At 63.6% G+C, this 25,529-nt stretch carries 22 protein-coding genes; 13 read left to right on the top strand and 9 right to left on the bottom strand.

All coding sequences use genetic code 11. The annotated features are described in order from the left end of the window. Nucleotides 1-36: 36 nt before the first annotated feature. The 9 genes from rsfS to ACVOLZ_RS15735 all read right to left on the bottom strand — a co-directional run bounded on the left by rsfS (nt 37) and on the right by ACVOLZ_RS15735 (nt 12,427). A complete protein-coding gene (rsfS, locus tag ACVOLZ_RS15775; protein ID WP_481516961.1) occupies nt 37-456 on the bottom strand; it encodes a ribosome silencing factor in 420 nt (139 codons plus the stop codon). Between the two features lie 60 nt (nt 457-516). Beyond that, nucleotides 517-1,227, bottom strand: a complete 711-nt coding sequence (gene nadD / locus ACVOLZ_RS15770; protein ID WP_481516960.1) for a nicotinate-nucleotide adenylyltransferase — start codon at nt 1,225-1,227, stop codon at nt 517-519. Next, nucleotides 1,228-2,271 carry a DNA polymerase III subunit delta gene (gene holA, locus ACVOLZ_RS15765; protein WP_481516959.1) on the bottom strand — a complete coding sequence of 348 codons (1,044 nt, stop codon included), beginning with the start codon at nt 2,269-2,271 and terminating at the stop codon, nt 1,228-1,230. 43 nt (nt 2,272-2,314) lie between these two features. Continuing rightward, complete coding sequence (locus ACVOLZ_RS15760) at nt 2,315-2,890, bottom strand: LPS-assembly lipoprotein LptE (protein WP_481516958.1); 576 nt, start codon at nt 2,888-2,890, stop codon at nt 2,315-2,317. A 91-nt stretch (nt 2,891-2,981) separates the two neighbouring features. Then, nucleotides 2,982-5,624 (bottom strand): leucine--tRNA ligase, encoded by a 2,643-nt coding sequence (leuS, locus tag ACVOLZ_RS15755; RefSeq protein WP_481516957.1) that lies wholly within the window; start codon nt 5,622-5,624, stop codon nt 2,982-2,984. 202 nt (nt 5,625-5,826) lie between these two features. Then, entirely contained in the window at nt 5,827-6,429 is a 603-nt protein-coding gene (locus ACVOLZ_RS15750; RefSeq protein ID WP_481516956.1) for a DUF998 domain-containing protein, read from the bottom strand. A gap of 112 nt (nt 6,430-6,541) precedes the next feature. After that, nucleotides 6,542-7,318 (bottom strand): OmpA family protein, encoded by a 777-nt coding sequence (locus ACVOLZ_RS15745; RefSeq protein WP_481516955.1) that lies wholly within the window; start codon nt 7,316-7,318, stop codon nt 6,542-6,544. A 55-nt stretch (nt 7,319-7,373) separates the two neighbouring features. After that, a complete protein-coding gene (locus tag ACVOLZ_RS15740) occupies nt 7,374-11,294 on the bottom strand; it encodes an ESPR-type extended signal peptide-containing protein (protein ID WP_481516954.1) in 3,921 nt (1,306 codons plus the stop codon). A gap of 206 nt (nt 11,295-11,500) precedes the next feature. Beyond that, nucleotides 11,501-12,427 carry a helix-turn-helix domain-containing protein gene (locus tag ACVOLZ_RS15735; protein WP_481516953.1) on the bottom strand — a complete coding sequence of 309 codons (927 nt, stop codon included), beginning with the start codon at nt 12,425-12,427 and terminating at the stop codon, nt 11,501-11,503. Between the two features lie 514 nt (nt 12,428-12,941). Between ACVOLZ_RS15735 and ACVOLZ_RS15730 the strand changes: the two genes are divergently transcribed. From ACVOLZ_RS15730 to ACVOLZ_RS15670, 13 genes are all read left to right on the top strand, one after another. Beyond that, complete coding sequence (locus tag ACVOLZ_RS15730) at nt 12,942-13,151, top strand: Flp family type IVb pilin (protein WP_481516952.1); 210 nt, start codon at nt 12,942-12,944, stop codon at nt 13,149-13,151. Nucleotides 13,152-13,172: 21 nt separating this feature from the next. After that, a complete protein-coding gene (locus ACVOLZ_RS15725) occupies nt 13,173-13,706 on the top strand; it encodes an A24 family peptidase (protein ID WP_481516951.1) in 534 nt (177 codons plus the stop codon). Then, a complete protein-coding gene (locus ACVOLZ_RS15720) occupies nt 13,699-14,196 on the top strand; it encodes a TadE/TadG family type IV pilus assembly protein (RefSeq protein ID WP_481516950.1) in 498 nt (165 codons plus the stop codon). Before ACVOLZ_RS15725 ends, ACVOLZ_RS15720 begins: the two co-directional genes overlap by 8 nt. 30 nt (nt 14,197-14,226) lie before the next feature. Further along, nucleotides 14,227-15,285 (top strand): Flp pilus assembly protein CpaB, encoded by a 1,059-nt coding sequence (gene cpaB / locus ACVOLZ_RS15715; protein ID WP_481516949.1) that lies wholly within the window; start codon nt 14,227-14,229, stop codon nt 15,283-15,285. A 14-nt stretch (nt 15,286-15,299) separates the two neighbouring features. Beyond that, nucleotides 15,300-16,616 (top strand): type II and III secretion system protein family protein, encoded by a 1,317-nt coding sequence (locus tag ACVOLZ_RS15710; RefSeq protein WP_481516948.1) that lies wholly within the window; start codon nt 15,300-15,302, stop codon nt 16,614-16,616. A 27-nt stretch (nt 16,617-16,643) separates the two neighbouring features. Further along, nucleotides 16,644-17,894: a CpaE/TadZ family protein gene (locus ACVOLZ_RS15705; RefSeq protein ID WP_481516947.1), complete on the top strand. Its 1,251-nt coding sequence runs from the start codon at nt 16,644-16,646 to the stop codon at nt 17,892-17,894. A 2-nt stretch (nt 17,895-17,896) separates the two neighbouring features. Next, nucleotides 17,897-19,252, top strand: a complete 1,356-nt coding sequence (locus ACVOLZ_RS15700; RefSeq protein ID WP_481516946.1) for a TadA family conjugal transfer-associated ATPase — start codon at nt 17,897-17,899, stop codon at nt 19,250-19,252. Then, nucleotides 19,249-20,163, top strand: coding sequence for a type II secretion system F family protein (locus ACVOLZ_RS15695; RefSeq protein ID WP_481516945.1), 915 nt, complete (start codon nt 19,249-19,251; stop codon nt 20,161-20,163). Before ACVOLZ_RS15700 ends, ACVOLZ_RS15695 begins: the two co-directional genes overlap by 4 nt. 37 nt (nt 20,164-20,200) lie before the next feature. Further along, the gene (locus tag ACVOLZ_RS15690) at nt 20,201-21,133 is read left to right on the top strand and encodes a type II secretion system F family protein (RefSeq protein WP_481516944.1); all 933 of its coding nucleotides are present in this window, start codon (nt 20,201-20,203) and stop codon (nt 21,131-21,133) included. Further along, entirely contained in the window at nt 21,133-21,978 is an 846-nt protein-coding gene (locus tag ACVOLZ_RS15685; protein WP_481516943.1) for a tetratricopeptide repeat protein, read from the top strand. Before ACVOLZ_RS15690 ends, ACVOLZ_RS15685 begins: the two co-directional genes overlap by 1 nt. Then, a complete protein-coding gene (locus tag ACVOLZ_RS15680) occupies nt 21,975-22,361 on the top strand; it encodes a DUF3613 domain-containing protein (RefSeq protein ID WP_481516942.1) in 387 nt (128 codons plus the stop codon). Before ACVOLZ_RS15685 ends, ACVOLZ_RS15680 begins: the two co-directional genes overlap by 4 nt. A gap of 8 nt (nt 22,362-22,369) precedes the next feature. Further along, the gene (locus ACVOLZ_RS15675; protein ID WP_481516941.1) at nt 22,370-24,517 is read left to right on the top strand and encodes a TadG family pilus assembly protein; all 2,148 of its coding nucleotides are present in this window, start codon (nt 22,370-22,372) and stop codon (nt 24,515-24,517) included. A gap of 134 nt (nt 24,518-24,651) precedes the next feature. Next, nucleotides 24,652-25,386, top strand: coding sequence for a DUF2968 domain-containing protein (locus ACVOLZ_RS15670; protein ID WP_481516940.1), 735 nt, complete (start codon nt 24,652-24,654; stop codon nt 25,384-25,386). Nucleotides 25,387-25,529: the final 143 nt, after the last annotated feature.

Below are 25,529 nucleotides of genomic sequence, written 5' to 3'. Positions count from 1 at the left end.
GCGCCGTCACAGAAACAGAAGCTGCTGCCGTCAGGCTCAGCCAACATCCTGCTCGTCTTCGTCGTCGTAGGCCGAACGCGGCTGGTCGCCAACGGTCCACAGACGCTCAAGCGCATACAGCTCGCGCACGCGCGGCAGCATGACGTGGACGATAACGTCGCCCAGGTCGACCAGCACCCACTCGGCTTCGCGCTCGCCTTCCACACCCAGCGGCATCACGCCCAGGTTTTTGGCAAAACGCACCACTTCCTCACCGATGGACTTGACGTGACGGGTAGAGGTACCTGAGACCACCACCATGTAATCAGCCACGCTGGACTTGCCACGCACATCGAGCTCGACGGCATCCCGGGCCTTGATCTCCTCAAGGGCGGAGTGAACGGACGCCAGCAGGGCCGGAACGGAGGGTGCCGGGCTGGGCATTTGGGTCTTGATGACTTGGGCTTCGGTGGTCAAAGCAGCAGAACTCGATGAATTAAGGGGGACGATTATAGAGAACATGGCCGCTGCCGGCATTCACGCCCGCGCGGCACTGCCATACAGGCCTTGCGCAAGGATGTACCCAGCCACCGCCGAAGGCAACAAATCACGCCATTGGCCACCGTTGGCGATGGCCTCCCGCACCTCGGTCGCGGATTCGGCATGCAGCGGCTGGCGCAGCCGCCAGACCCGTCCCGCCGGACTGGTGGCCAGCGCCTCGGCCGAGCTGGCCCAGGCCCCGTCCAGCCGTTGCGTCAGTTCAGCTGGCAAGGCGCCATCCAGGCCACTGCCCGGTCGTTCAGCAACCACGATATGCGCCAGATCGAGCAGATGCTCCCATTCATGCCAGCCCGGCAGGCCGAGCAGGCTGTCAGCGCCCATCAGCATCGCCAGAGGCCGCTGCGGGCCGATCTGCGCGCGGATGTCACGCAGGGTATCCACGGTCCACGACGGCACACCGGGCTGGCGCTCAGCGCGCTGCAGCTCGCGGGTATCCACCAGCAGGTTGGGCTCGTCCTCAACCGCCAGTGCCAGCATCTGCGCACGCTGAGCGGCATTGGCACCGGGCGGTGCACGGTGCGGCGGATCGGCGGCAGGCATAAGGTGCACCGGCACCTGCAGCTCGGCTGCAGCGCAACGGGCAATGGCCAGATGGCCGTTATGAACCGGGTCGAAGGTGCCGCCATACAGCAGCCACAGGCCGTCGTCCGCGGCAGCAGCTGCCGGCGACAGCCCCGTAACACTCATTCAGCGCACGCCACGGACAAGCAGACGCACCGCGCGGGCTTCGGCCAGCGCAACCAGCAGACGCTCCAGGGCAAGCCACGGATCACCCTCGGCCCTGCCCTTGGCCATGCGATCCACCTGCGAGGCCTCGGCGACGAAGCGCTCCCAGCGGCGCGGATCGGGATGGCGCTGCAGGGCGCGCTTGAACGGCGCCTGGCGCGATTCCCAGATGCCCTTGGATTTCATTTCGGCAGCCAGATTGCCGCCATTAGCCTGTACCCGCGCCAGCCCGGCCGTGATCAACAGCTCGCGGATCAGGATCGGCATCAGCGCGGCGACCGCCTCGCCCTCGGCACGCAGGCCGGCGACCATCCGCAGCACCGCCGGTGCCTGCCCGGAGAAGGCGGCTTCGCTCAAACGGAAAACGTCGTAGCGGGCGGCATCGGCTACCAACGATTCCATCTTGGCGACGTCCAGCGATTGGCCATCCGCCAGCAAGGCCAACTTGTCGATTTCCTGGGCGGCCGCCAGCAGATTGCCTTCGACCCGCTCACTCAGCCGCTGCACGGCGGCAGGATCGGCACGCAAGCCCTTGCTGCGCAGGCGACGCTCGATCCAGTCAGCCAGCTCATGCGGCTTGATCGCCCAAGCCACCGACAGCACGCCAACCTTGTTGACTGCCTCGGCCCATTTACCCTGGTGTGCCTTGCTCCATTCGCCAGCGGTGATCAGCAGCACCACATCCGGCGCAGGCCGTGCGCAGAAGTCGCTGATCACCTCAGCGCCCTCCTTGCCCGGCTTGCCATTGGGCAGGCGCACTTCGACCAGGCGGCGCGCGCTGAACAGGCTGGGCGCGTTGAAGCTGGAAGCCAACTGCCCCCAATCAAAATCGCGACCATCAGCATCAAAGACTTCGCGCTCGCCAATGCCATCGGCACGCGCCTTGGCGCGCACCGCATCAGCAGCTTCAATCACCCGCAACAGCTCGGGGCCGGCGATCAGGTACACCGGCGCCAAGGGCTGCGAGGCTATCTGGCTGGCCAGTTGTTCCGGTCGCAGCTCCATTGTTCAGCCCCTATGCGTCTGCGTAGCGCCAGAACGCGTCAACTCAGTGCGCCCCACCCGCTGCGTCCTCCGCAGGCTTGGGTGCCTGCAGGGCTTTTTCCACATCGGCGCGGACCACGCTGTCGATACGGCGCAGGATTGAGGCCGACATTTCGCGACGCAGCTCATCGGCGAGGATTTCGCGCTCGGTGGTGGTACCGGTGGAATCACGCGGCGGCGCCACATAGTCGCGCGACAGCTCTACTGCCTGTTCCGGCACGATCACGCCGCCGTCCGGGCGCAGGAAGGAGAACACCACCGCGTAGCGCAGGCTGTATTCCTGGGCACGGCCTTGGCCGTCGATGGCGATGGGCAGGTCACCCCAACGCTCGGATCGGATCTGCAGGCGGGCAACCCCGGCCTGCTTGCCAGCGACTACCAGCGTGTCGCCGGCTTCCACCACAGTGGCGCCAGAGGAACGCAGGCCGCGGTTGAGGAACTTGACCAGCTCGCTGTAACGCACTGCTGAAACCACCTGCACCGCCGGCATATCGGCAGGCAGTGCGAGCTTGTTACGCAGATGGAAGCCGCAACCGGTGAGGGTGGCAGCGAGAATCAGGGCAGTCAGGTATCGAGTCATGCACACAGTCTGGAGGAGCCGGCCGGGAGCGGCAACAGGCAGCAAGCCTGCCTGATGCCGCGTGAACTGCACTTGAGATACCCGTTGCGGCTTACGCCGCAACGATGTTGACGATCTTGCCCGGCACGATGATGACCTTGCGGATCGTCAACCCGACCAGGAACTTGGCCGTGTTCGGCTCGTCCTTGGCCAGGGTTTCGATCTGCTCGCGCGAGGTATCGGCGGCCACGTCGATGGTGCCGCGCAGCTTGCCGTTGACCTGCACCGCCAGGGTCAGCGAGTCCTTGACCAGCGCAGCCGCGTCCACCTGCGGGAACGGCTGGTCTTCGAGCAGGGTCTGCTCATGGCCCAGCAGCTGCCACATCGCATGACAGGCATGCGGGGTAATCGGGTTCAACAGCAGTACCGCCGACTGCAAGGCTTCCTGGCGCACAGCACGGCCCTGCTCGCTGGCATCGTCAAACTTGGCCAGGGTGTTGAGCAGCTCCATCACTGCAGCGATGGCGGTGTTGAAGGCGTGGCGACGACCGTAGTCGTCACTGACCTTGCTGATGGTTTCGTGGGTCTTGCGGCGGATTGCCTTCTGCTCGGCGCTCAGTGCAGCAACGTCCAACGCCGGCGCAATGCCGTCAGCGGTGTGCTTGTGCACCATCGCCCACAGGCGGCGCAGGAAACGCGCCATGCCGTCGACGCCGGCTTCGTTCCACTCCAGCGACTGCTCCGGCGGAGCAGCAAACATCGAGAACAGACGCACGGTGTCAGCGCCGTACTTGGCCACCATGGTCTGCGGGTCGACGCCGTTGTTCTTGGACTTGGACATCTTCTCGACGCCACCGATCACCACCGGCTGGCCGTCTTCGCGCAGGGTCGCGCCGGTGATGCGGCCGCGCTCGTCACGCACCGTGTCCACGTCGGCCGGGTTGAACCAATCCTTGGAGCCGTCACTGTTCTGGCGGTAGAAGGTTTCGGCAATGACCATGCCCTGGCACAGCAGGTTCTGCGCCGGCTCGTTGCTGTCCACCATGCGCGCATCGCGCATCAGCTTGTGGAAGAAACGGAAATACATCAGGTGCAGGATGGCGTGCTCGATGCCGCCGATGTACTGGTCGACCGGCAGCCAATAGTTGCCGCGCTTGTCCACCGCTTCGCGGGCACCCGGCGAGGTGTAGCGGGCGTAGTACCAGCTCGACTCCATGAAGGTGTCGAAGGTGTCGGTTTCGCGCTCGGCCGCGCCGCCGCAATCCGGGCAGGTGGTCTTGCGCCATTCCAGGTCGGCCTTGATCGGCGAACCGGTGCCGTTAAGGGTCACGTCCTCGGGCAGGATCACCGGCAGCTGGTCTTCCGGCACCGGCACCGCGCCACACTTGTCGCAGTAGATCACCGGGATCGGGCAGCCCCAATAACGCTGGCGGCTCACGCCCCAGTCGCGCAGGCGGTAATTGATGCGGCGCTGGCCCTGGGCCTTGCGCTCGAAACGCTCGGCCAGTGCCTCGAACGCGCCCTGGAAATCCAGGCCGTCGAACTCGGCCGAATTGACCAGCTCGGTTTCGCGGCTCTTGTCGCCGTACCAGTCCTGCCAGCGGCTGTCGTCATAGCTGCGTTCGTCGTCGTTCTTCGGCGACTTCAGCGCGATGACCTGCTTCTTGGCCAGGTTGTACTTGGTGGCGAACTCGAAATCACGCTGATCGTGACCCGGCACGGCCATGACTGCGCCCGTGCCGTAGCCCATCAGCACGAAGTTGGCGACCCAGATCGGCACCTGCTCGCCGCTGACCGGATGGATGGCCTTCAGGCCGGTATCCATGCCGCGCTTTTCCTGGGTTTCCAGTTCGGCCTCGGAGACACCGCCCTGCTTCAGCTCGGCCAGCAAGGCGGCCAGCTGCGGGTTGTTCTTGGCGGCGTGCATGGCCAGCGGGTGTTCGCCGGCGATGGAGACGAAGCTCACGCCCATCACCGTGTCCGGGCGGGTGGTGAACACGCGCAGCGGATCCAGTGCAGCGCCATCCACGTCGCGCACGTCGAATTGGATTTCCAGGCCTTCGGAGCGGCCGATCCAGTTGCGCTGCATGGTCTTGACCGATTCCGGCCAGCCCGGCAGTTCGTCCAGACCGTCCAGCAGTTCCTGGGCGTAATCGGTGATGCGCAGGAACCACTGCGGGATCTCGCGCTTCTCGACCAGTGCGCCGGAACGCCAGCCGCGGCCATCGATGACCTGCTCATTGGCCAGCACGGTGTTGTCGACCGGGTCCCAGTTCACCACCGAGTTGCGGCGATAGGCCAGGCCCTTGCGCATCAGGCGGGTGAACATACGCTGCTCATGGACGTAGTAGTCCGGCGTGCAGGTAGCGAACTCGCGCGACCAGTCGATCGCATAGCCCAGCGACTTGAGCTGGCTGCGCATGTGGGCGATGTTGGCGTAGGTCCATTTGGCCGGCGCGGTCTTGTTCTTGATCGCGGCGTTTTCGGCCGGAAGACCGAAGGCGTCCCAGCCCATCGGCTGCAGCACGTTATGGCCGGTCATGCGCTTGTAGCGGCTGATGACGTCGCCAATGGTGTAGTTGCGCACATGGCCCATGTGCAGTGCACCGGACGGGTACGGAAGCATCGACAAGCAGTAGAACTTGGGCTTGTCCGAGGTTTCGTTCACCTCGAATGCTTTTTCGGCCTCCCAGAATTTCTGGGCGGCGGCTTCAACCTGCTGGGGATCGTAGATATTCGGTTCGACGCTGGACATGTCAACGCTGGGCAACGGCAAAGCGGCAAAGGGTACCGCAGTGCATCATTGCACTCCAATCCGGGCGCAGACCAGCATCCAACAAGACCCGCAGGTCATTGAAATATAGAGCTTTTAAAAAACCAGCAGATTCTCAAGCCAGCACCAAGCGCGTCGCCTGCGCGAGCCCTGCCCCGCCAGTGCGGTGATTGCGCCCCGCCGCTCAGCTGCGCGGCGGGGCCAGCCGGGCCGCGCCCAACAGCCAAACCAGCCACCCCAGGAACGCCAAACGCTGCGCCATTGCCACCGGCATCGCGATCTCGAACAGGAACGCACTGCAGACAGCCCAAAGCGCGCAGACCACCGTCAGTGTCGACAAGGAGCGCCAGCCACTGGCCTTGCCCGCCCCAAAACGCAGGGCGATGGCGGCAGCAGTGAACGCCAGCAGCCACAGCAACCAGGCACTGGCGTGGAACTGACTTGCTCGGTTCTCGATATCCTCCACATCCAGCGGAAACAGGCCCATCGCGGCAAAGGCGATGGCTGCCAGCAGCAGCATCTGCCCACCTACCCGTAGCGGACGCGGCGCGCTCGCCGGCATGCGCAGGATCAGGTCCAGCATCGCAATCGCCGCCAGCAGGCCCGCCACTACGAACCCCAGCAGACTGAAGGCGGTGCCACCGGGGATACCGCGCGCACCCAGCAAGGACACCGGATGCAGCATCTGGTCGTAACCGCGCAGCTGTGCGCCGAAACCCGCCACTGCGGCAATGAAAACCACCGCTGCCAGAGGACCGGCCCAGGCCAATACATTGTTCCACTTCAACACAGCACACCTTGTCCCGCTCTGGCCGGGGCACAGCTGCCACGACTACCGGCCGCCATTGTGAGGGCTGCGACCGACAATGACATCGGTCGCCCACCTCGAAAGCTCCGACTCAACCACCGTTCACGACAATTTCGACCCGCCGGTTCGGCGCCAGGCAATCCAGCAGTGCGGCGCCAGCAGCGTCATCACATTGCACCAGCGGCGCGCTGTTACCGCGCCCCTCGGCATGGATGGCGCCAGCGGGAATGCCTTGCTGCACCAGATAGCTGCGCACACTTTGCGCACGTCGCCGCGACAATTCCATGTTGTAGGCGTCGCTGCCGATGCGATCGGTGTAGCCGATGATGTTCAGCGTCACCGCCGCGGTGCTGGCACGGAGTTCCTGCACGAACTCATCCAGCTTTGCCCGACCGGCGGCTGACAGGTTGGCGCTGTCAAAAGCGAACAACGCATCAGCCGACAACCGCAGCGGTGCGACCACCGGTGGTGGCGGAGGCGGCGCTGGCGCAGCAGGGGCAGGTGGCGGTTCCAGCAAGGCCGCGCAGCTGCCCGGCTTCCATTCCTGCCCGGTGGCCACACCTTTGGAATCGAACCTGACCTGGAACTGGCATTGGATCGGCTCAGCCCCAACCGAGCGACGGAAATTGAATACATAGTTCCACTCGCGCACACCCCACAAACCCTCGTTGAACTGTGGCGTACCCAGCAACTCCTGAATCTGACGCTTGTTCATACCTGGCGCGTACTGGCGCAGGTTGTCCAGATTTACATAGGTGCCGCCTGCGGGATAGGCGCGAGCCGGGTCCGGAAACTCCTCTCGCACGTTGCCCTTGCCACAGGCGGTCAGCGTTGCCAGCAAGGCAAGTACGGTCCATTTCCTGTTCATAGCGTCCTCGATACATAGCCAGGGTTGTCTGCTTGCAGGTAGCCGTTTGCAGTGCTCACCACTGGAAACCGGCACCGACGGTCACCCCGCCATCGCCGCGGGTATTGGCCGAGCCACTAAGCTTGTAGATCCAACGGCCGCCATCGGTGACCCCGGACACGCCCACCGCCATGCTCGACTCACCGTGGAAGGTACTGGCCGCCATCGACGCCATGCGCCTGCCCGCCTCGGTGGGCTGCGGCAGACCCGCCATCGCCATTGCCGAGGCCACGCCGGCAGAGGCCCGGTCATCGATGCGCTTGATGTCGCGAGTAACATCATTGAAGCGTTGATCGGTGTAGTTCTTCGACCAGTTCATGACCTCCCCCATGCCCTTGTTGAGTTGAGCGACATTGACTGCATCGGTGGGCGCAACGCCGGTACCAACGTTGTGGATGACGGTGCTGGTGCCCGGCCGCCCCATGGTCACGCTGGCGTAGTTGGTGCTGCCGTCGGTGTTCTGGTCATAGCGCACCGTGCCCTGCTGCGAGGCCTGCAGCTGGCGCACGTTGACCGCGTCGGTGGCCGCGGTGCCATCGCCTACGTTGGTTATCTGCCGCTCGGCGCCCGCGGCGCCGACTGACACGGTATTGGCGCGGGTTGCCACCGAGCCTGCACCCAGAGCCACGCTGCCGGCGGCGGATGCGTTGGCACCGTTACCGATAGCCACCGCCTGGTTGCCGCTGGCCGTGGCTTGCGGACCAGCAGCCACGCTGTCCTGGCCGGTAGCCGAGGCCGCCGCCTTGGTTGAATTGACGGCAAAATACTGGTTTCCGGCACCGCCGTTCTGGATGTTGTCGATGCGATTGTTGACGTTGACGATGGAGCCATTCATTGCAGCCAGTGCATCGGTGACATTGCCCAGCGTTTGCTGGCTGCCAACACCACTACTGTTGATCGAAGTGACATTGAAGCTGGCTGCGCTCCACTGCCCGGTGCTGCTGTTGTACTGCAGCGTGCCGCCGATGGCCGACGCAAGCGCCTGGTTGGTTGCTGCCAGTTGCCCACCATTGATCGCATCCAGGCTTCCAGTGGTGACACTGCCGGCAGCCACATTGCCCAGGGCCACCGCCGCACCACTGCCATTGCCGGTCAAACGTACTGCGTTGGTCGGATTACCGGCAGCGTCGGCGATGTATTTCACCGCCAAGGGATCGCTGCTGCCCGGGACATTGCCCGGCAACAGATTGCGCAGGTTGAGCAGCGAATCGCTGATTGAGCTGAACGCGCTGCCGATGTTTGCATACGACTGCAGCGAAGCCGCACCCAGCACACCGATGCTGTTGATCTGGTAGTTCGGTGCACCAAGCACACCACCGTTGAAGGTCGCGCCGCCCCCCAGGTACGCCGCCATCGAGCTGCCCAGCCCAAACAGCTGCCCACCGTTGACCGCTTCCATGCTACCCGCTGCGACCGCACCGGCCGCGAGATTTGCCAGGACCGTGCCACTGACCGCCTGGCCGCTGCCCAGCGTAACCTTGCTGTAGTTGATGACGCCATTGACGTCTTCGTCATAGACCACGGCTGCCAGGCCAAGATCATCAATCTGATCCAGCGCGCCACGCAGTTGCTTGACGTTTACCGCATCGGTGTCCTGGCTGCCGGCGGCGACATGGGTGATCTGCCGCTCGCGCCCAGCCGAACCCACAGCTACTTCACCGATGGAGGTTTGCGTAGCGGTCAATCCGAATGCGGTGTAGTTGTCCTGGCCACCGCGGGCGGCATTGGACTTGAAGCCAAGCGCCACGCTGTTGGCCTTATCCGAGGTTGCACCAGCACCGATCAGGGTCTGTGCGTTGGCGGTGCCCTTGGCGCTGTCGCCAACCACCACCGAATGACCCAGCCGGGCGTCGTAGTCGGCGGTCGGGACACCGGTCTTGCCGCCTGCGGCATCGATGAACACCTGGTCCGCGGTCTGCGTTGCCAACCGATGCTCGGCATTGCTGCCGATCACCACTTCCTTGGAGCCATTTGCAAACGCACCGTCACCGATCAGCACCTGGTAATCCTGCGCTGCTGGCACTGCCCAGCATTTGGCAGTCACCGCACCCAGCACGTTGAGGCAGTCGGAGGCCCAGCCCGGAGCGCCGTCCGGCAACACCAAGCCAAGCAGGCCGCCCGGATCGCCATTGTTGATATTGGTGATGTAGCTGTCGGAGGTAACCCCTCCGATCAGGGTCAAATGCGAGTTGCCGCCGGTGCTCAAACCACCCAGCCCGTCCAGCAGACTGCCTACCGGACTCAGATTAACCACCGGCAAACCCAGCACCGATACCTCGGAATAGGTCTGCATCACGTTGGTGCTGTTGACCTTCAGGCTACCGCTGTTGATATAGCCGTTGCCCCCCAGAATGGAGGTAAGCGGCGAATCCACCAGTTGGTTCACCGAGCCAACCAGCCCACCATTGCCGACGATCAGGCCAGATGGGCCTGCACTGGGTGCCGGCGGTGCAGCGGGCACCACCGGAGTGCCGGTGAGGCCGCCAACAACGTTCGACAACCCACCGGTCACACCACCGATCACGCCACTCAGTGCACCGGTCACACCACCCACGCCCGATCCAGAGCCGACGATGCCGCCCAGCGTATTGCCGGTTGCACCCAGCAGCGTGGAAGCAGTGTTGCCGACCGTTCCCAGCAGACTTTGCACCGTGCCGGTCACGTCGCCGTTGGCGAGCGCGCCGGTCGTGTCCTTCAGCCCGCCGGTCAGCGTGCCAACCGTGTTGGCGACACCTGTGCCCAGCGTGTTCGAACCGGTCACGCCACCCACCACCGCACCGAGAAGATCGCCAACGCCGTCCAGCACCGGCGCAGTGCCATCGACCACGCCATTCACAACACCACCAAGACCCGCCCCCTCGATCAGCCCGCCGGTCAGATCTTCGACGGCGCCCACCGTGCCAGTCACGGCGCCAAGCACCGGATTGCCGCCTTGCTCTGCGCCTGGCAGCAACAAGTCGCCCACACCCGCAACGCCACTGCCAAGTTGGCCGGTAACCGAGGTCACCGTTGTGCTGACGTGTGAGGTGAGCGTTTCCACCGCAGCCATCGGCTGGCCTGCCAGCACCGCGCCAGTCACTTCCTTTACCGCACCAACCGTTGAAGCCAGCGCGCCCTGCAACGGGCTTCCACCCTGCTGGCCCGGCAGCAGCCCACCGACCAAACCTTCAACGCCGCTGCCCAGATGCTGACCAAGCGGCGTCAACGTCGTCCCCACATGCGAGGTGAGCGTTTCCACCGCAGCCATCGGTTCGCCGGTCAGCACTTCGCCGGTGAGCTCCTTGACCGCACCAGTCGCTGAAAGCAATGTTCCGTGCAACGGACTTCCGCCCTCCTCTTTGCCCGGCAACAGCACCGCGGCGATGCCTTGCAGGCCCGCACCAGTTCCGGTCAACGGGCCAACCGTTGCAGTAACTGCAGCATTGGCCGAAGCCGCCAGCGGCTTCACTGCGAGCGCGGCATCCGCTACGACGGACAGCGCTGCAGCTGGTGAATTTGCCCCACCATGTGGATGCAGCTTCGGTAACGTGGCGCTCACACCCACCCGTGCGCGTATCGCGGCTGGCGCAGTGGCGACATGCGGCTTGACCGCGACTGCCGCCGACGCGTCCACCTGCAGCAACGCCGGTGACCTCACCGAGGCGTTGAGCGCAGCACCAGCGCCGACTGTCGGCAGGCTGGTGGCGACAATCTGTTGTGCGTCGGTGTTGCTGTACTTGGCGACCAGGTCCTGCAGGTCGGCAAGCTTGGCGTCGGTTGCCAACGCTGGCCCGGCCATCGCCAGCGCGATGGCGCTGCCCAGACCAGCCAGCCGCCACGACATCGACGGCGACAAACTTGCCGGACCAGAACGTTTCCCCTGTGCGCTGGCCAGTTCGGAACCTACGACGAAGGCATTGAGTGTGCGGTTCCAGACCAAACGATAAATGCGGTTCATGTGGCGCCTCCGGTTCGACCCATCCGGGCGCGGACAGGTCTTGGTTCGTGAGGCCAGTACAACGCTTGTGCACGCGATGGTTTGCCCACATCCGGCACATCCATAGGGCAATTTGGCAAAGCGATACCCGTTAGCGGCACGCAGATGCACGTATTCGGCAACCGCAGCGATTAAGTGATGGGCATCACACAGCGGTTCTGCGCAGCTCAGGCAGGCGAGTACGTGCCGCGCATCAAGGTCTCGCTCGGCAATTCACCAAACACCTTGCGGTAGCTGTCAGCAAAACGCGACAGGTCCCACAGGCCGCAGCTCAACGCGATTGACTTGACCGACTTACGGCCTGCATCCGCACTGGACAGGCTGCGGCAGGCCTCACATAGGCGCAGCATCGACAGATAGCGCACCGGGGAAATCCCCACCAGTTCTTCGAAGGCATAGCGCAATGCCCGCTCACTAACCCCAGCGGCGTCGCACAGCTCGTGCATATAGATATGGCGACGCAGATTCGCATACATCATGTCTTCGGCGCGACGAAAGATCAGATAACGAGCGCGTCTGCTGCGATTGCAGCCAGCGCGTTCTGGCGCGCGATTGGTCACTACTTCCTTGACGTGGGCATCGAGCATGGCGTCGATCTCATCGCTCCCGACTTCACCTTGGTGGATGCGCTCGTGCAACCCCTGGTAGTAAGCCTGCAGCGGAATGTGTGGGCGGTTACTCAACACCGGTACGCCAGCCGCCTCTTCCAGAATACCTCCTAGACGCTGCGCTGCCGCACGCTCTTGGAAGCGCTTGAGTGGGACCAGCACAAAGGTCATCCGACTGCCGGCACCCAAGGCAAATTCGGTTACCCCCTCAGGCATCACTGACACGATGTTTCCAGACACCAGAGGCACACCATGGCACCAGCTGCTTTCCGGATCCACTGTCTGCAGGCATCCCAATAGGCACCAATCCAGCGGCAGCATGAAGCGGCCACGTGTACGCGCGCCAACCTCGAACGTACACAACAAGGCCTGGTCGTGAACAAACGAGGTGATCGATGCCGTGGGTGGCTGGTCATCAAGCAGCACCAGTTCAACGTGGCACACGCGAAGCGTGCCGCTCAGCGACGCCAGATCAAATGATCGCAAACCGTTTCCGCCGACTACCGCATCCATGTGAACGCCTTTGCGCCCCTGAGTCAGGAACGCGCTTCAGAAGCTCGACTATCCGCTGCAGGTAAAAGAACCAAACCTGCAATCCCCTGCCGCACAGCCTGAAACTCGCATTACGGAACCGCCAAGACAGACGCATTCAACATCCTTTGCGCCTTGGATACTGACAAAAAAAACAAGCCTTCACGCCGACTCCGGCGCCCCCAATAGCGAAGTCCATCACATATATGAAAAACAATTCATTCTTGCCGAATCTGCGCATCCGTGGGAGCGCCCGATTGCAATGATGCTTCCGGGCATGCGCTGCATGCCGACAGGGGACAACGGAAGCAAAGGTAGGAAACTGCCGGCACAACCCGGCAGCCTGAGCAACCGTCGGCACACTCTTGCCGGTGTCATGAGCATCCCAATGACCTCAATCGGGCAGCAATGCCCATCGCCCGGCTTTCTGTCGGAGCAACACCGACACCGGGTCATCAGGGAGAACATCATGAACGCACAGCTGCGCAGGTTTTTCCGGGAAGAAGATGGTGTTACCGCACTTGAGTATGGGCTGCTGGCAGCCGTGGTGGCGGGCCTGATCATATTCTTCGCACGCGATGGCCTGAAGACGGTTTTCACAACCGTGCTTGCCAAACTTACTGCACTGGTCAGCGGCGCCGATTCAGCCGGCGGCGGCAGTGGCGGCGGCATGATCTGAGCCAAGCACGAGGCCACCAACATGACCTTCGCCTACCTGGTCGCGCTGTTGCTTGGGGCCCAGGTCGCCATAAGCGACCTGATGGCCCGTCGCGTTTCCAACCGGGTACTGCTATCCGTGTTGGCGTGCACAGCAGCGATGCAGCTGTTGCAGATCGGAGGCTCGCCGTCGTTCGCCGATTGTCTGCTTGGTGGCGCGCTCGGACTGGCGGTACTGCTACCGTTCTATGCCATCGGCTGGATGGGTGCGGGCGACGTGAAATTGTTTTCCGTCATAGGCTTTCTGCTCGGAAGCGGCGCGCTGCTACCGGTCTGGGTCATCGCCAGCTTGGCTGCCGGAGCCCACGCGCTGCTCCTCGTTGCATGGTCTTCGCTAGCACTGTACGTACCGCCCCGGCTCTTACGAGCGGTGCAATCGCTACAAGGCCCGGCCGTTCTTCACGACTGGCAGATGGATCTGCGTTCTGCACGCCAAGGTCGGCGTGGCATTCCCTACGCCGCCTACATGGGCCTGGCACTGATAGCCGTCGTATTGCAGGGAGGTACGCATGCCTAGGTATCCATCTCCAAACCGGCATCTTCCAAATCGGCAGCGGACGCGCGGTGTGGTAACCATCGAATTCGCCTTGATGATGATGTTTGGCGTATTGCCCCTGCTGTTCATCACCTTCACCGGAGTGATGATCTTTGCCGCACAGCAGTCACTGGCGTTGGCCGCCGGTGAGGGGGCTCGTGCAGCCTTGCGCTATGGAACCACCGCAGAACGGCGCAGCAATGCCTGCCAGGCCGCCGCACGTTCGATGCAATGGCTGTTGAATTATTCAAAGACATCGGCCGCCTGCAGCAGTGCCAGTGCCGCACCGATCGCGGTCTCTCAACCTTATGTCTGCGCTGCCGATAGCACTATCAAGTGCATCAAGGTGACCACCTCGTACGACCATGATGCGCATCCCTTCATGCCGGGCACTGGCACCTTGATGGGCTGGACCATGGGCAAGTCATTGAGCAGTACCGCCGTTGTTCAACTGGATCTAGGCGACCGCTAAACGCGGACTCCAAGGGGGAGGAGCTTCAAGATGCCCAAGGCAATACGCATAGCTGCAATCCTGCTGTTGGCCGTTGCAGCACTGCTGATGGTGCTTGCCTTCGGAATCGGCCGGCGCGCAGCGCCAACCACCGAGATCAGCAGCGCGACGCTGCCGACCAATCCACCCAAGCGGATGATGGTGGTCGCCAGCAAGGAGCTCCCCGCCGGCCAACCAATCACAGGTGCCGATCTCACCATCACCGAAATGGCCTTGCCGCCAGCTAACGGCTATAACACCATCAGCGAGGTGGAAGGACGTACGCCGGCAAGGAACATCGCTGCCGGCGCGATGATCACCAGCGAACAATTGCTACAAGGCATCGCCATTGGCATCAAACCTGGCGAACGCGCGGTTGCGGTGCCGGTTGACGAGCTTGCCGGGGTCAGCAACCGCGTCACCCCCGGCGACTATGTCGATGTGTTCATGAGCCTGCAGGACCCATCCAACCCTGGCAGCGGCCAGACCAATACCCAGGCACGACTGCTGCTCTCACGCCTACAGGTATTGGGCTACGGCAACGCCGATGTGGGCCAAGCAAGCAGCCGCGCCGACGAACAGAGCAACGAGGTTGGTACTTCGTCACCGGAGCCGGGCAGCCGAGCCGAAACCATCGCATCACGTGATGGTCGTAGCAGTGGCTCTGCCAACGCTGATGCGGCGCAGGCACGCAGTGCGATTCTGGCCGTCCCGGTACAGGATGCAGGGCGTCTGCTGCTGGCCGCACATAGTGGCAAATTGTTCCTCGCGTTGCGTAATCCTGGCGACACTGGATTGGCGGATGAGTCTATCTTTACAACGCCGGCAGCGGTGCTGGCGCTACGCGGCAATCTGGACGAAACAGCAGTCGAAGCCGCTGCGCGCCCAGAAAACCGCGCCTATGCGGGTATCGACCTGAAGGCACTAGCCGGTGGCAGCAGCCGCTCACCGCCCGCAGCGGCCACGGCTTCGGCCGCGCCGCAGCGCCGCCGCAGCGCACGGCCAGCTGGCCGCCAAGGCATCGAGATCATCCGCGGCACGACCCCATCCAATCAGCAGTCTTCGCCATGACCGGGGGAATCCTCTTGCACCAGCGTTCTTCCATCACCGCGTCTGCGTTGTTCACCTTGGCGCTATTGGCGGTGAGTGGCTTCATTCCACCACTGACCCAGGCCGCGCAGGCACAGGCGAGCAGCAACAGTGTTGTGCTCGAACTCAATGAGCAACGCCCTTGGAACCTGCCAGCCGGCGTTGAACGGATCGCCATCGCCGACCCCTCCATCGCAGACATCACTCGTATCGGCCGCAACAGCGAGGCCTTGTTGGTGGGCAAATCCGCTGGCAGCACCACCCTGCTGTTGTGGCTGCAGAAGCAGGCCGCACCAACCCGCATCCGTGTTGACGTGCGCAACGCGGTACAGGGCGGGCTACTGGATGGCAGCGCCAACGGGCTCACCGTGCAGGCGGGCCAAGCCCTGCTATCAGGCAGTACGGGCTCATTGCTTGAGCACGAAGCACGCCGCAAAGCAGCGGCTTCGGCTATCGGCGAAAAAGGCCTGATCAGCGACGCAACCACCATCAGTAGCGGCGGTGTAGTGCAGGTCGAAGTCAAGGTGGTGGAGTTCAACAAGAGCGTACTGCGCCAGGTCGGCATCAGTTTCAAGAACATCAATGGCGGCTTCAGCTACGGGATCACCTCGCCAAGTGGCAGCAATGACAGCGGTGCGCTTTCATCGGCATTCAAGCTGGTAGCCAAATCCATCCCCGGCGCCTGGGATGCCAATATCGATCTGCTGCAGGCCAATGGCATGGCCCGGGTACTCGCCGAGCCGACGCTGGTTGCTTTGTCCGGCCAGAGCGCAAGCTTTCTGGCCGGTGGCGAACTGCCGATCCTCGAGCCGCAAGGGCTTGGTACCACCACGGTGACCTTCAAACCCTTCGGCATCGGCCTGACCGTCACCCCGACCGTATTGTCGGCCGACCGCATCGCGCTGAAGGTGGCACCGGAAGCCAGCGACCTGGACTACACCCGCGGCATCACCCTGGATGGCACCCAGATTCCCGCCATCTCCACCCGCCGCGCCGACACCACGGTGGAGCTTGGCGACGGCGAGAGCTTCGTCATCGGCGGGCTGGTCAGTAGCCAGCTGTCCTCCAATGTCAACAAGATCCCTCTGCTCGGCGACATCCCGATTCTTGGCTCGTTCTTCCGCAACCTCAGCTACAAGCGCGAGGACAAAGAGCTGGTGATCGTGGTGACACCGCGTCTGGTCAAACCGCTGGCACGTGGCACCGAAATCCCGCTACCCGGCCAACGCGAAGCACAACCCAAACTACCGGTCTGGGGCGCGTGGTTGCTGCACCCGGCCAGCCCCGACCAACTCCCTGGCTTCTCACGCTGAAGTGCCCCCATGCCCCCGGTGATGCCCTTGCCCCAGACCCAGAGCCATCCCGAATTGAATCTGCTGCTGTACGCACCGGACAACCGCCACATGGCGCGTCTGGGTTCCGTACTCGCGGGGCAGGCCAATCTGCGCTGGGTCGATAGCCGCGAAACCAATCCGCGCCAGCTGCTCGACGCCGCTACCGGCTCGGCATTCGTGTTGCTCGACTATTGCGGTGGCAATGCTGCGTACTCCACCGACGTCGCCCGGCAACTGCACGCCCTGCCCGACTGCCCTGCACTGATTGGATTGGGCACTACCGGGCCGGAACAGGCTGCACACCTGTTGGCGGCGATGCGTGCGGGCGTCTGCGACTTTGTCGATATCGACAACAGTACGGCCCAGATGCTGGAGGTGTTTGAGCGCGTCGGCGCGGCTCCCAGCCCGGTGCGCGCGAGCGCTGCACCGGAACTGCGACCGGACGGCCGTCTGATCGTGCTGCTAGGAGTGCGACCCGGCGTCGGTACCAGCACCTTGGCAACCCATCTTGGGGTGAGCTTGGCCGACCAGAACCCGGTCTCGCCCGATGTTGCCGGCCTGCAGGGTTGGCTGCTGCTGATCGACCTGGGCCAACCCGCTGCAGACTCCGCGCTTTACCTGGGCATGGAAAGTCACTTCAGCTATGAAGAAGCACTGCGCAGCGTCGAGCGGATGGATCGCACCTTTGCCGGCACCGCGTTTGCCCACCACGCCAGTGGCATGGCCCTGCTCGGAATCGCCAGTGGCAGCCTGCTGAAAAAGCATGAGCCCATCTCCCTGCTCGACCGTCTACGCACAGTCTTCCCGCTGAGCCTGTGCGATGTCGGCGGCCTGCCGGTGCAACTGCTGCCTACCACGCTGCTCAAGAGTGCGTCCGAAGTCTGGTTGGTTACCGACCAAGCGATTGGTTCCCTGGTATCGCTGGACCAGACCATGCGCGAGTTGGAAAGCCGTGGCCTGCGCGACGAGCGCCTGCAGCTGATCGTCAACCGTTTCGACGCCAACGGCGGACTGGCCGACACGCAGATCGCACAGCGCTTCAACGTGCCGTTGTTGGCCACCATTCCCGACCGTTCACGGGTGCTGCGCTCCAACGCAGGACTGGGCCGTCTGTTGACCGACGCTGCTCCGCGTGACCCCTATCTCAAGGCCTTGCAGCCTCTGCTGCAGCGCCTGGAAAGGCGGCGACCTGCGACCCCGCCAACTACCTTGCCGGCCTCACCGCTGGCTCGTCTCGCCAATCTGCTGGGTAGATAACAATGGAAGACAAAGTCACCCCCTTGTCCCCCCGTATCGCCGCAGCCGCACTGTCGGTGGAGCCGGTGCCGAACGTGCCGTTCGAGCAGACCGAGCAGTTCCAGACCGTGCTGTCGGCAGCACACGAATACCTGTTGAACCATGTCGAAGACCAGCGGGTCGATATCGACTCCTGGTCACCGGAAACCATCGGCAAATTCGTGCGCACGCAGACCGCGGCCTTCGTCAAGGAATGGAAGATCCCGGTCAACGCATACGAGATGGAAGCCGTTGCCAGCGCCCTGCACAAGGAACTGACCGGATTTGGTCCACTGGATGACCTGCTGCACGACCCGGAGATCGAGGACATCCTGATCAACGGCTACAAGGACGTACATGTCTCGGCCGGCGGCATGCTGCGCCGTTCTACCCAGCGCTTCGGTGACGACCGCCATCTGCTGCGCATCCTGCGCCGCATCATCGCCCCGCTCGGCCGCCGCCTGGACGACTCCAATCCAATGGTCGACGCGCGTCTGCCCAATGGCGGCCGTCTCAACGCCATCATCTCGCCGTTGGCCGTTGATGGGCCAATGGTATCGATCCGCAAGTTCCGCAAGGATCCGTTCACGCCCGACGAACTGCTGGGACGCGGCGCCTTCGACAAGCCGATGTACGCCCTGCTCAACGCGATGGTGCGCGGCCGCTGCAACATCCTGATCTCCGGCGGCACCAGCTCCGGCAAGACCTCGCTGCTCAACGCGCTGGCGACCTTCATCCCGCACAACGAGCGCGTCATCACCGTCGAAGACACCGCCGAGCTGGCCCTAAACCACCCGCACGTAGTGCGGCTGGAATCACGCATGGGCGGTTTTGACGGCAGCGGCGCGGTCAGCATCCGTGAGCTGGTCCGCAACAGCCTGCGCATGCGCCCGGACCGCATCGTGGTCGGCGAAGTACGTGGTGCTGAGGTGTTGGAAATGCTGCAGGCGATGAACACCGGCCACGACGGCTCAATGGCCACCGTGCACGCCAACAACGCCCGCGACTGCCTGTATCGATTGGAAATGCTGGCCGGCTTTGCCGGCTTCCAGGGCAGCGAAGACAGCCTGCGCCGACAGATCGCCGGCGCCATCGATTTCATCGTGCAGATCTCGCGGCTGGGCAGTGGCCGCAGGGTGATCGTCTCCATTACCGAGATCACCGGCGTCAGCGACAACGTCATCACCAGCCAGGAGCTGTTCAAGCACGAAGCCTGGATCGACCAGGACAGCCGCGAGCGCGACCGCTGGATAGGTCTGGGCTTCCACCCGCACTGCCACAAGCTCGAACCGTTCCGGCAGGAACTGCGCGAGGCCAACATGGGGAGCTTCCCTTCATGATGCTGCCCTTGCTGCTCGGGAGCTTTGCGGTGCTGCTGGTGGCCTTGGCCATGGGCCTGTGGTGGGGCCTGGCTACCCGCGTGCAACAGCGCGCCGCCGCCAGCCACGCCGACACCCGGCTGTCGCAGCCCGATCCGCAGCGCGCCGCCGATGAAGCGCGCAACAGCCGACCACCGAGCAAACGCTGGGCCGAGCTGCTGCGCCGGGCGGGATTGAAAGACTCGGTGCGCACGCTGATCCTGATCGCACTGCCAGGGATCGTCGCTACTATCGGTGCTGGCCTGCGCTTGGGCAGCGCCTGGTTTGGCGCCTTCGTGCTGGCGCTGTATCTGCTGGCCGTGGGGTTGTGGTTGTACCGGCGCATCGACAAGATCCAACAGCGGCTGGTCGCGCAGATGCCGGATTTCCTGGAAAACATGGTGCGCATGGCCGGCATCGGCAACAGCCTGTCGATGGCCTTCCAGAGCGCCACCCAGAATGTCGATCCGCCACTGCGCCCCATCCTCGACAACGCACTGACCTATACCCGCGCGGGCATGGACTTGGATCGGGCACTGCAACACGCCGCGCAGGCCTATCGTTTGCGCCCTCTGGAAATGCTGGCAGTGATCCTCGGCACCAGCATCCGCATCGGCGGGCGCAGCGACCAGATCCTGCAACGCATGAGCGACTTCATGCGCGATATGGAGGAGGTGCAGCGCGAACTGCAGGCGACCACCTCCGAGACCCGCATGTCTGCCTGGGTACTTGCGTTACTGCCAGTCGGCGCAGCCTTGTCGATGGCCTTGATGAGCCCCGACTTCTTCCAGCCCATGTTCCACGAACCGCTGGGCAAGAAAATCCTGCTGATTGCGGTGCTGCTCGAACTGTGCGGCGGCTTTCTGCTGTACCGGCTGGCCAAATCGCTATGACGCCGTCAATCGCCCCTCACCCCCGCCGGAGAGCCGCATGAACCAGCTGTACGCCATCGCCATGATGCTGGTCGTACTGGCCCTGGTACTGGCCGCGGCCGGCCTGCTCTATCGTGGGCGCCGTAGCCAGCAAGCGGGCGCGGCACTGCAGACCGCACTGGACACGGCCCAGCACCTGGAACAGGACAACGCGCCGAAAGCCGGTTGGTGGCGGCAGCGCCTGAGTGACCTTGCCGCCATCGGCCAACACTTCGACGGCAGCCGCGTGCAGAAAGCGCTGCTTGCGCCCGAGGACAAGCTGCTGTTGGAACAGGTTGGCTGGAACCACAACACCGGAACCGCCGCTTTTCTTGCCGCACGATTGCTGTTGGCTTTGCTGATGCCGTTCCTTGCCGTGCTGGTGTTGCGGCCGCACGGCAGCGACATGGTCATCATTCTACTGGTCGGTTTTGCGCTGGGAATTCTGCTGCCAAAACTGCTGTTGCGCAGCTGGGCCGGACGTCTTCGAAAAAAAGTGGACGAGGAACTGCCGTTGCTGATCGACCTGCTGCGCCTGCTACAGGGCGTCGGCTTCAGTATCGACCAAAGCCTGCAGATGGTTGGCGAGAAACTGCATATCGCCATCCCGGTACTCGGGCGTGAGCTGCAGCTCGCCAATGCCGGCTATAGTCGCGGCCGCAGTCGTGCGCAATCGCTGCGGCGCCTGTCTGATTCCTTCGACAACGACGACCTGCGCAGCCTCATACAGATGATATTGCAGGTGCACCAGCATGGCGGCGCCGTGCAGGAGCCCCTCAAGCAATTCGGCATGCGCCTGCGCGAGCAGCGCCGCATGAAGATGAAAGAGAAGGTCGGCAAGCTCTCGGTGAAGATGACCGTGGTGATGATGATCACCTTGTTGCCGGCGCTGATGCTGGTACTGGCCGGGCCGGCCATCATTTCGCTGGCAGCCGCGATCAAGGGGATGTAATGAAAGCCGACCTGATGAAGACCAAAGCACTGCTGCTGGTCGCACTGGCCCCTGCCCTGCTCGCGGGCTGTGGCGGCAACCGCGCCGCCTACAAACAACCGCCGCATGAACCAGCGCTGGTGGAAGCCGCGCAAGACGATCGCGGCATGTATCTTGGCCTGCTCAAACAGATGCAGCAGCAAGGCGCCTACTACGCCTCATTGGCGCATATCGACGCCTTCCGGCAACGCTTCGGCGACAGCCCGGAACTGCGCATCCTGCAAGCCAACGCATTGCGCGAAACCGGCGATGACCAAACCGCAGCCAGCATCTACCGGAGTTTGACCAGGGGCGCCCAGGCCGCACCGGCCTGGCATGGACTTGGGCTGATCGCGGCCGGCACACGTGACCACGCCGCCGCACAGCTAGCGCTCGACAACGCGGTGCGTGCCGACCCACTCAATGTCGCCTACCTCGGCGATCTTGGGTTTGCACTATTGCAGGCTGGTCAAGTCGAGCAGGCACGGGCACCGCTGGCCAAGGCGGCCGAGCTGGGGCCTGACAATATCCGCGCCATCTCCAATCTGGCGCTGTGGGCGTTGCTGTCCGGGCAGGCCACGACGGCGGAAAGCATGATGCAACGCGCGAATCTTCCTCCTTCGACCCGGAACGAAATCTACCGGCTCGCGCAGACCCTGCGACAGCCGGTTGCGGCTGCCATTCCTGCCGCATCGGCGGCAAGCAATGCAACCAGCTTGGCTGCGCAGCAGCCTGCAACCAGCAGCAGGCATGTCCCGCGTCCACCCGGCTCAATGCTTGATCGTTTCAGCCCCTCGTCGACCACTTCGCAGGAGGTAACGCCATGACCCGAACGGCAGCCATTGCAGCAGCATTGCTGCTGGGTACATTCGCAAGCTGCGCTTCCGCAGCCGACCAGCATGCACCGTTGATCGAACGCATGTCCGATACCAGCACCGGAACCAGCACAAACGCAGGCAATGCGGTTGCTGCAGCCGCGACGGATTCGGCCAGCACCTTTGCCGACCTGCCACGTTCACAAGTGGGTGACACCACCCGCGCCCTGCTGCAGCTGCAGGCCGACAACAGTCGCCCCGGCACCGTGCTGCCGATGCTCGGCGAGGCCGCCAGTCGCAGTTACCAACGCTATCTCAACAGCTTTGATCACCCCATTCCCGAGTACTTCGAAGCAGCGCTCCCCAATTCCAAGCAAGGCGGCGGCAGCCGCTGAGGCCAACCATGGACAGCCCGCGTAGGTCATCACATTCATTGTCACGCGCGCTACGCGATCCATCCAACAGCGCGCGCCAACGTGGCGGTGCGGGCCTGCCGATGCTGTTGCTGCTGCTCGGGCTGGTGGTGATACTCGGCCTGGTCGAGGTGGGCTACCTGTATTGGAGCAAGCGTGATGTTCAGAAGACCGCCGACCTGGCTGCACTGGCTGGGGCGCAGCGTCTTGAACAATGCACCACCGACTACAAGGACAACCTGGCTGCACGCCGCAACGCCACCACCGACAATGGTTTCCAGGGCCAGTTGACGGTCAGCTGCGGCTACTGGGGGGCCGAGCTGCCGAGCGGCGCTCGCTTTGTCGCCATCAGCAGCACGCGCCCACTGAATGCCGTCCAGGTCACCGCCTCGCGGCAAGCGGTACCGCTGCTGGGCCAGCTCACCTCCCTGCCGCGTATCAGTGCCACCGCCGTGGCCAAGCGCACCTCCCCCCAAGCAGCTTTCAGCGTCGGTTCGCGCCTGCTCAACACCAACAGCAACGCGCCGCTGCAGGGAATACTGCGACTGGTCGGTGTCGACTTGACCCAGACCCAGATCGCCAGCTATCAGGGCTTGGCCAACCTGAAGATCACCCCGCGCGGCCTGCTGCAGGCATTGGGCATTCCCGTTGCCACCGACATCAATGTCGGCGAATTCAACAATCTGCTGGCCGCCAACCAGGTGTCCGTCGGCAGACTGCTGGACGTGATGGCCAGCTTGGCCAGCCAACAGGGGCTGGCCGGCGTCGACCTGCGCCTGCTGCAGCAGAAGCTGCTTGGCGCCGGCATCAGCAACGCGCTGGTGCAGCTGGGCTCTACCGCCAGTAGCGCAGGCCTGTTCGCCAAGATCGCCGGCGGCAGCGAAGCGGCCAATGGCGCTCTGGATGTGGACCTCAATGCGCTCGATCTGCTTGGCACCAGCATCTCCATCGCCAATTCCAAACACGCCGTCGAGGTACCGCAGCTGGACGTGCTCGGCCTGCTCAAAGCCAAAGCAAGCATTGTCGAGCCCGCCTCGATCGGCATTGGCCCGGTCGGCACCACCGCCTACAACAGCCAGGTGCGCCTGTTCCTGGATATCGATTCGCAGCGGATTCCCGCACTCGGCACGGTACTGAACTGGTTGGGCACCCGCATCAAGCTGCCTACCTACATCGATGTGATCGACGGCTTCGGTCAACTCACCGCCATCGATTGTTCAAGCAAACCGGCCACAGCCACCGTCGACGTCACCAGCGCCATCGCCAATGTCTGCATCGGCAAGGCCACCACGCCATGGGACTCCACCCGCGAGCTATGCCGCACGGGGCTTGGCAATGAGACCCTGGTCAGCCTGCTCGGCCGCGATGTGCTCAACAAGAAAATTTCTCTTGAAGCCCTGTCACAACGCGATCAGCTGACCTTGAGTCCAGGCCAGACCGGCACGGTGAAACCCAATGATCTGAAGGTAGGCAAGCTGGTCTCGGACCTGGTCGATGCCTTGCTCGGCACCGTGCAGTCACTGTTCGCACCACAGGGCAACAGCACCGACGCGGCCAAGGATCTGGCGGTGCAGTACCTGGAAGCCACCAAGAAAAATGGCCTGTACCAGCCCGCCGTGGTGGTTCAGGCCCTGACCAACGGCAACAGCGATGCCAATCTGCCGGCACTGGGCAGCTGGACCACCGAAATCCCAACCTGCGAGAGCTGGCTTCTGGGCTGCACGCCGAAAAAAGTGCAGGGCGACGTATGGCAGGGCTTTCTCTACGAAACCACGATCAGCAAACCCAGCGTGCTCGGCGGCCTGCTCGACGTGCTCGGTCTGACATCTTGCCAAGGCCTGATCGCCGGCCTTGCCTTCAACGACTGCGTCAGCAATTCGCTGGCCAAATACCTGCAGACCAAGCCCGGTGGCCTCAGCGGCAGCGGCGGCTACAACCCGGTGACTGGCAGCGGCAACTGCAGCAGTGTGCTTTGCCTGCTGCTCAAGCCGGTGATCGACAATACCTTGCGACCGCTGCTCGATGGCGTCGGCAACCTGCTCTCAAAGCTGCTGTCGGACGTGCTGGGCCTGCAGCTGGGCCGCACCGACGTGCATATGCAGTCGATCCAATGCGGCCGCAGCCAGCTGGTCGAATGAGGGCCACCCCAAACAGTGCAGACGCCCACCCCGCAATGCTTTCCAGCGCCAGATCGCGTGCTATGCTCGGGTACGAACAAGGCGCATTCATGAAATGCGACGGCCATCGCAATTCGGGGGAATTACGAGGACTTATGACAAGGATCGAAATGCTTCCGAGCCGGTTTGGCTGTGCACTTTTTCTGGTTGTTGGCCTGCTGACGGCACCTGCCGCGATGGCCGGCCGTTGGCAGCGCGGTGAAGCCGAGGTACCGGCCGCCCCCGCCAACAGCGAAGACAGCGCCGTTGGCAATACCGTGGCCGAGCTGAAACGCTTGATGGGCAACCAGGAACTTACCGAGCTCCGTACTACCTACAACGGTAACTACGGTGCCAGCCTGCTGTTCCATGCCGACTCGCTGAACTATTACGTGGCGCTGTTCCACGAGAAGGAGTTCTGGCGGGTGATCCGCACCGACTCGGTGGAAAGCGCCGAATCGCTCTACCTCACCTTCGCTGAGCAGACCAAGCAGTTGGCCCAGGTCTATCTGGACACCATCCGCCTTCAGGCCGGCAAGGGCTATAGCGAGAAGCTGGTAGCGATGAACGAGCGCCGCCTGCGCGGCCTGCAGCAGGAAGCGGAGCAGCAACGCCAGCAGTCGCTGCAGGTCAGCAACGCCCTGCAGGAGCGCAAGCAGCAAGCCGTGGCACTGAGCTCGGACCTGCGCGCCACCAACACCCAGCTGGAAGCCTTGAACCAGCAGATCAAGGCCTTGCAGGCGCAGCAGGTCAATCCCGAGTTGACCCTGCCAGCCACCCCCAGCGTCGCCCCGGCGACCGCCGCCAACCCGGTGATCCACACCACCCAGGAACCGGCCAGCCACCCCTGAGGCCCCAAGCTTCAGCACGACAGACAAAACAGACGCCGCCGTCCTCCCAGAGGGCGGCATTTTTGTAGTGGGCGGGGGGCGGCCGCCCGGGGGGGCGAGCCGGCCCCGACGCCCCCCCCGGGCCGGGGCCGCAGCCGGACAGA

Source organism: Stenotrophomonas sp. STEN020, from assembly GCF_056760195.1.
Note: the sequence above shows the minus strand (reverse complement) of the source record. Positions and strands in the feature narration are given on the sequence as shown.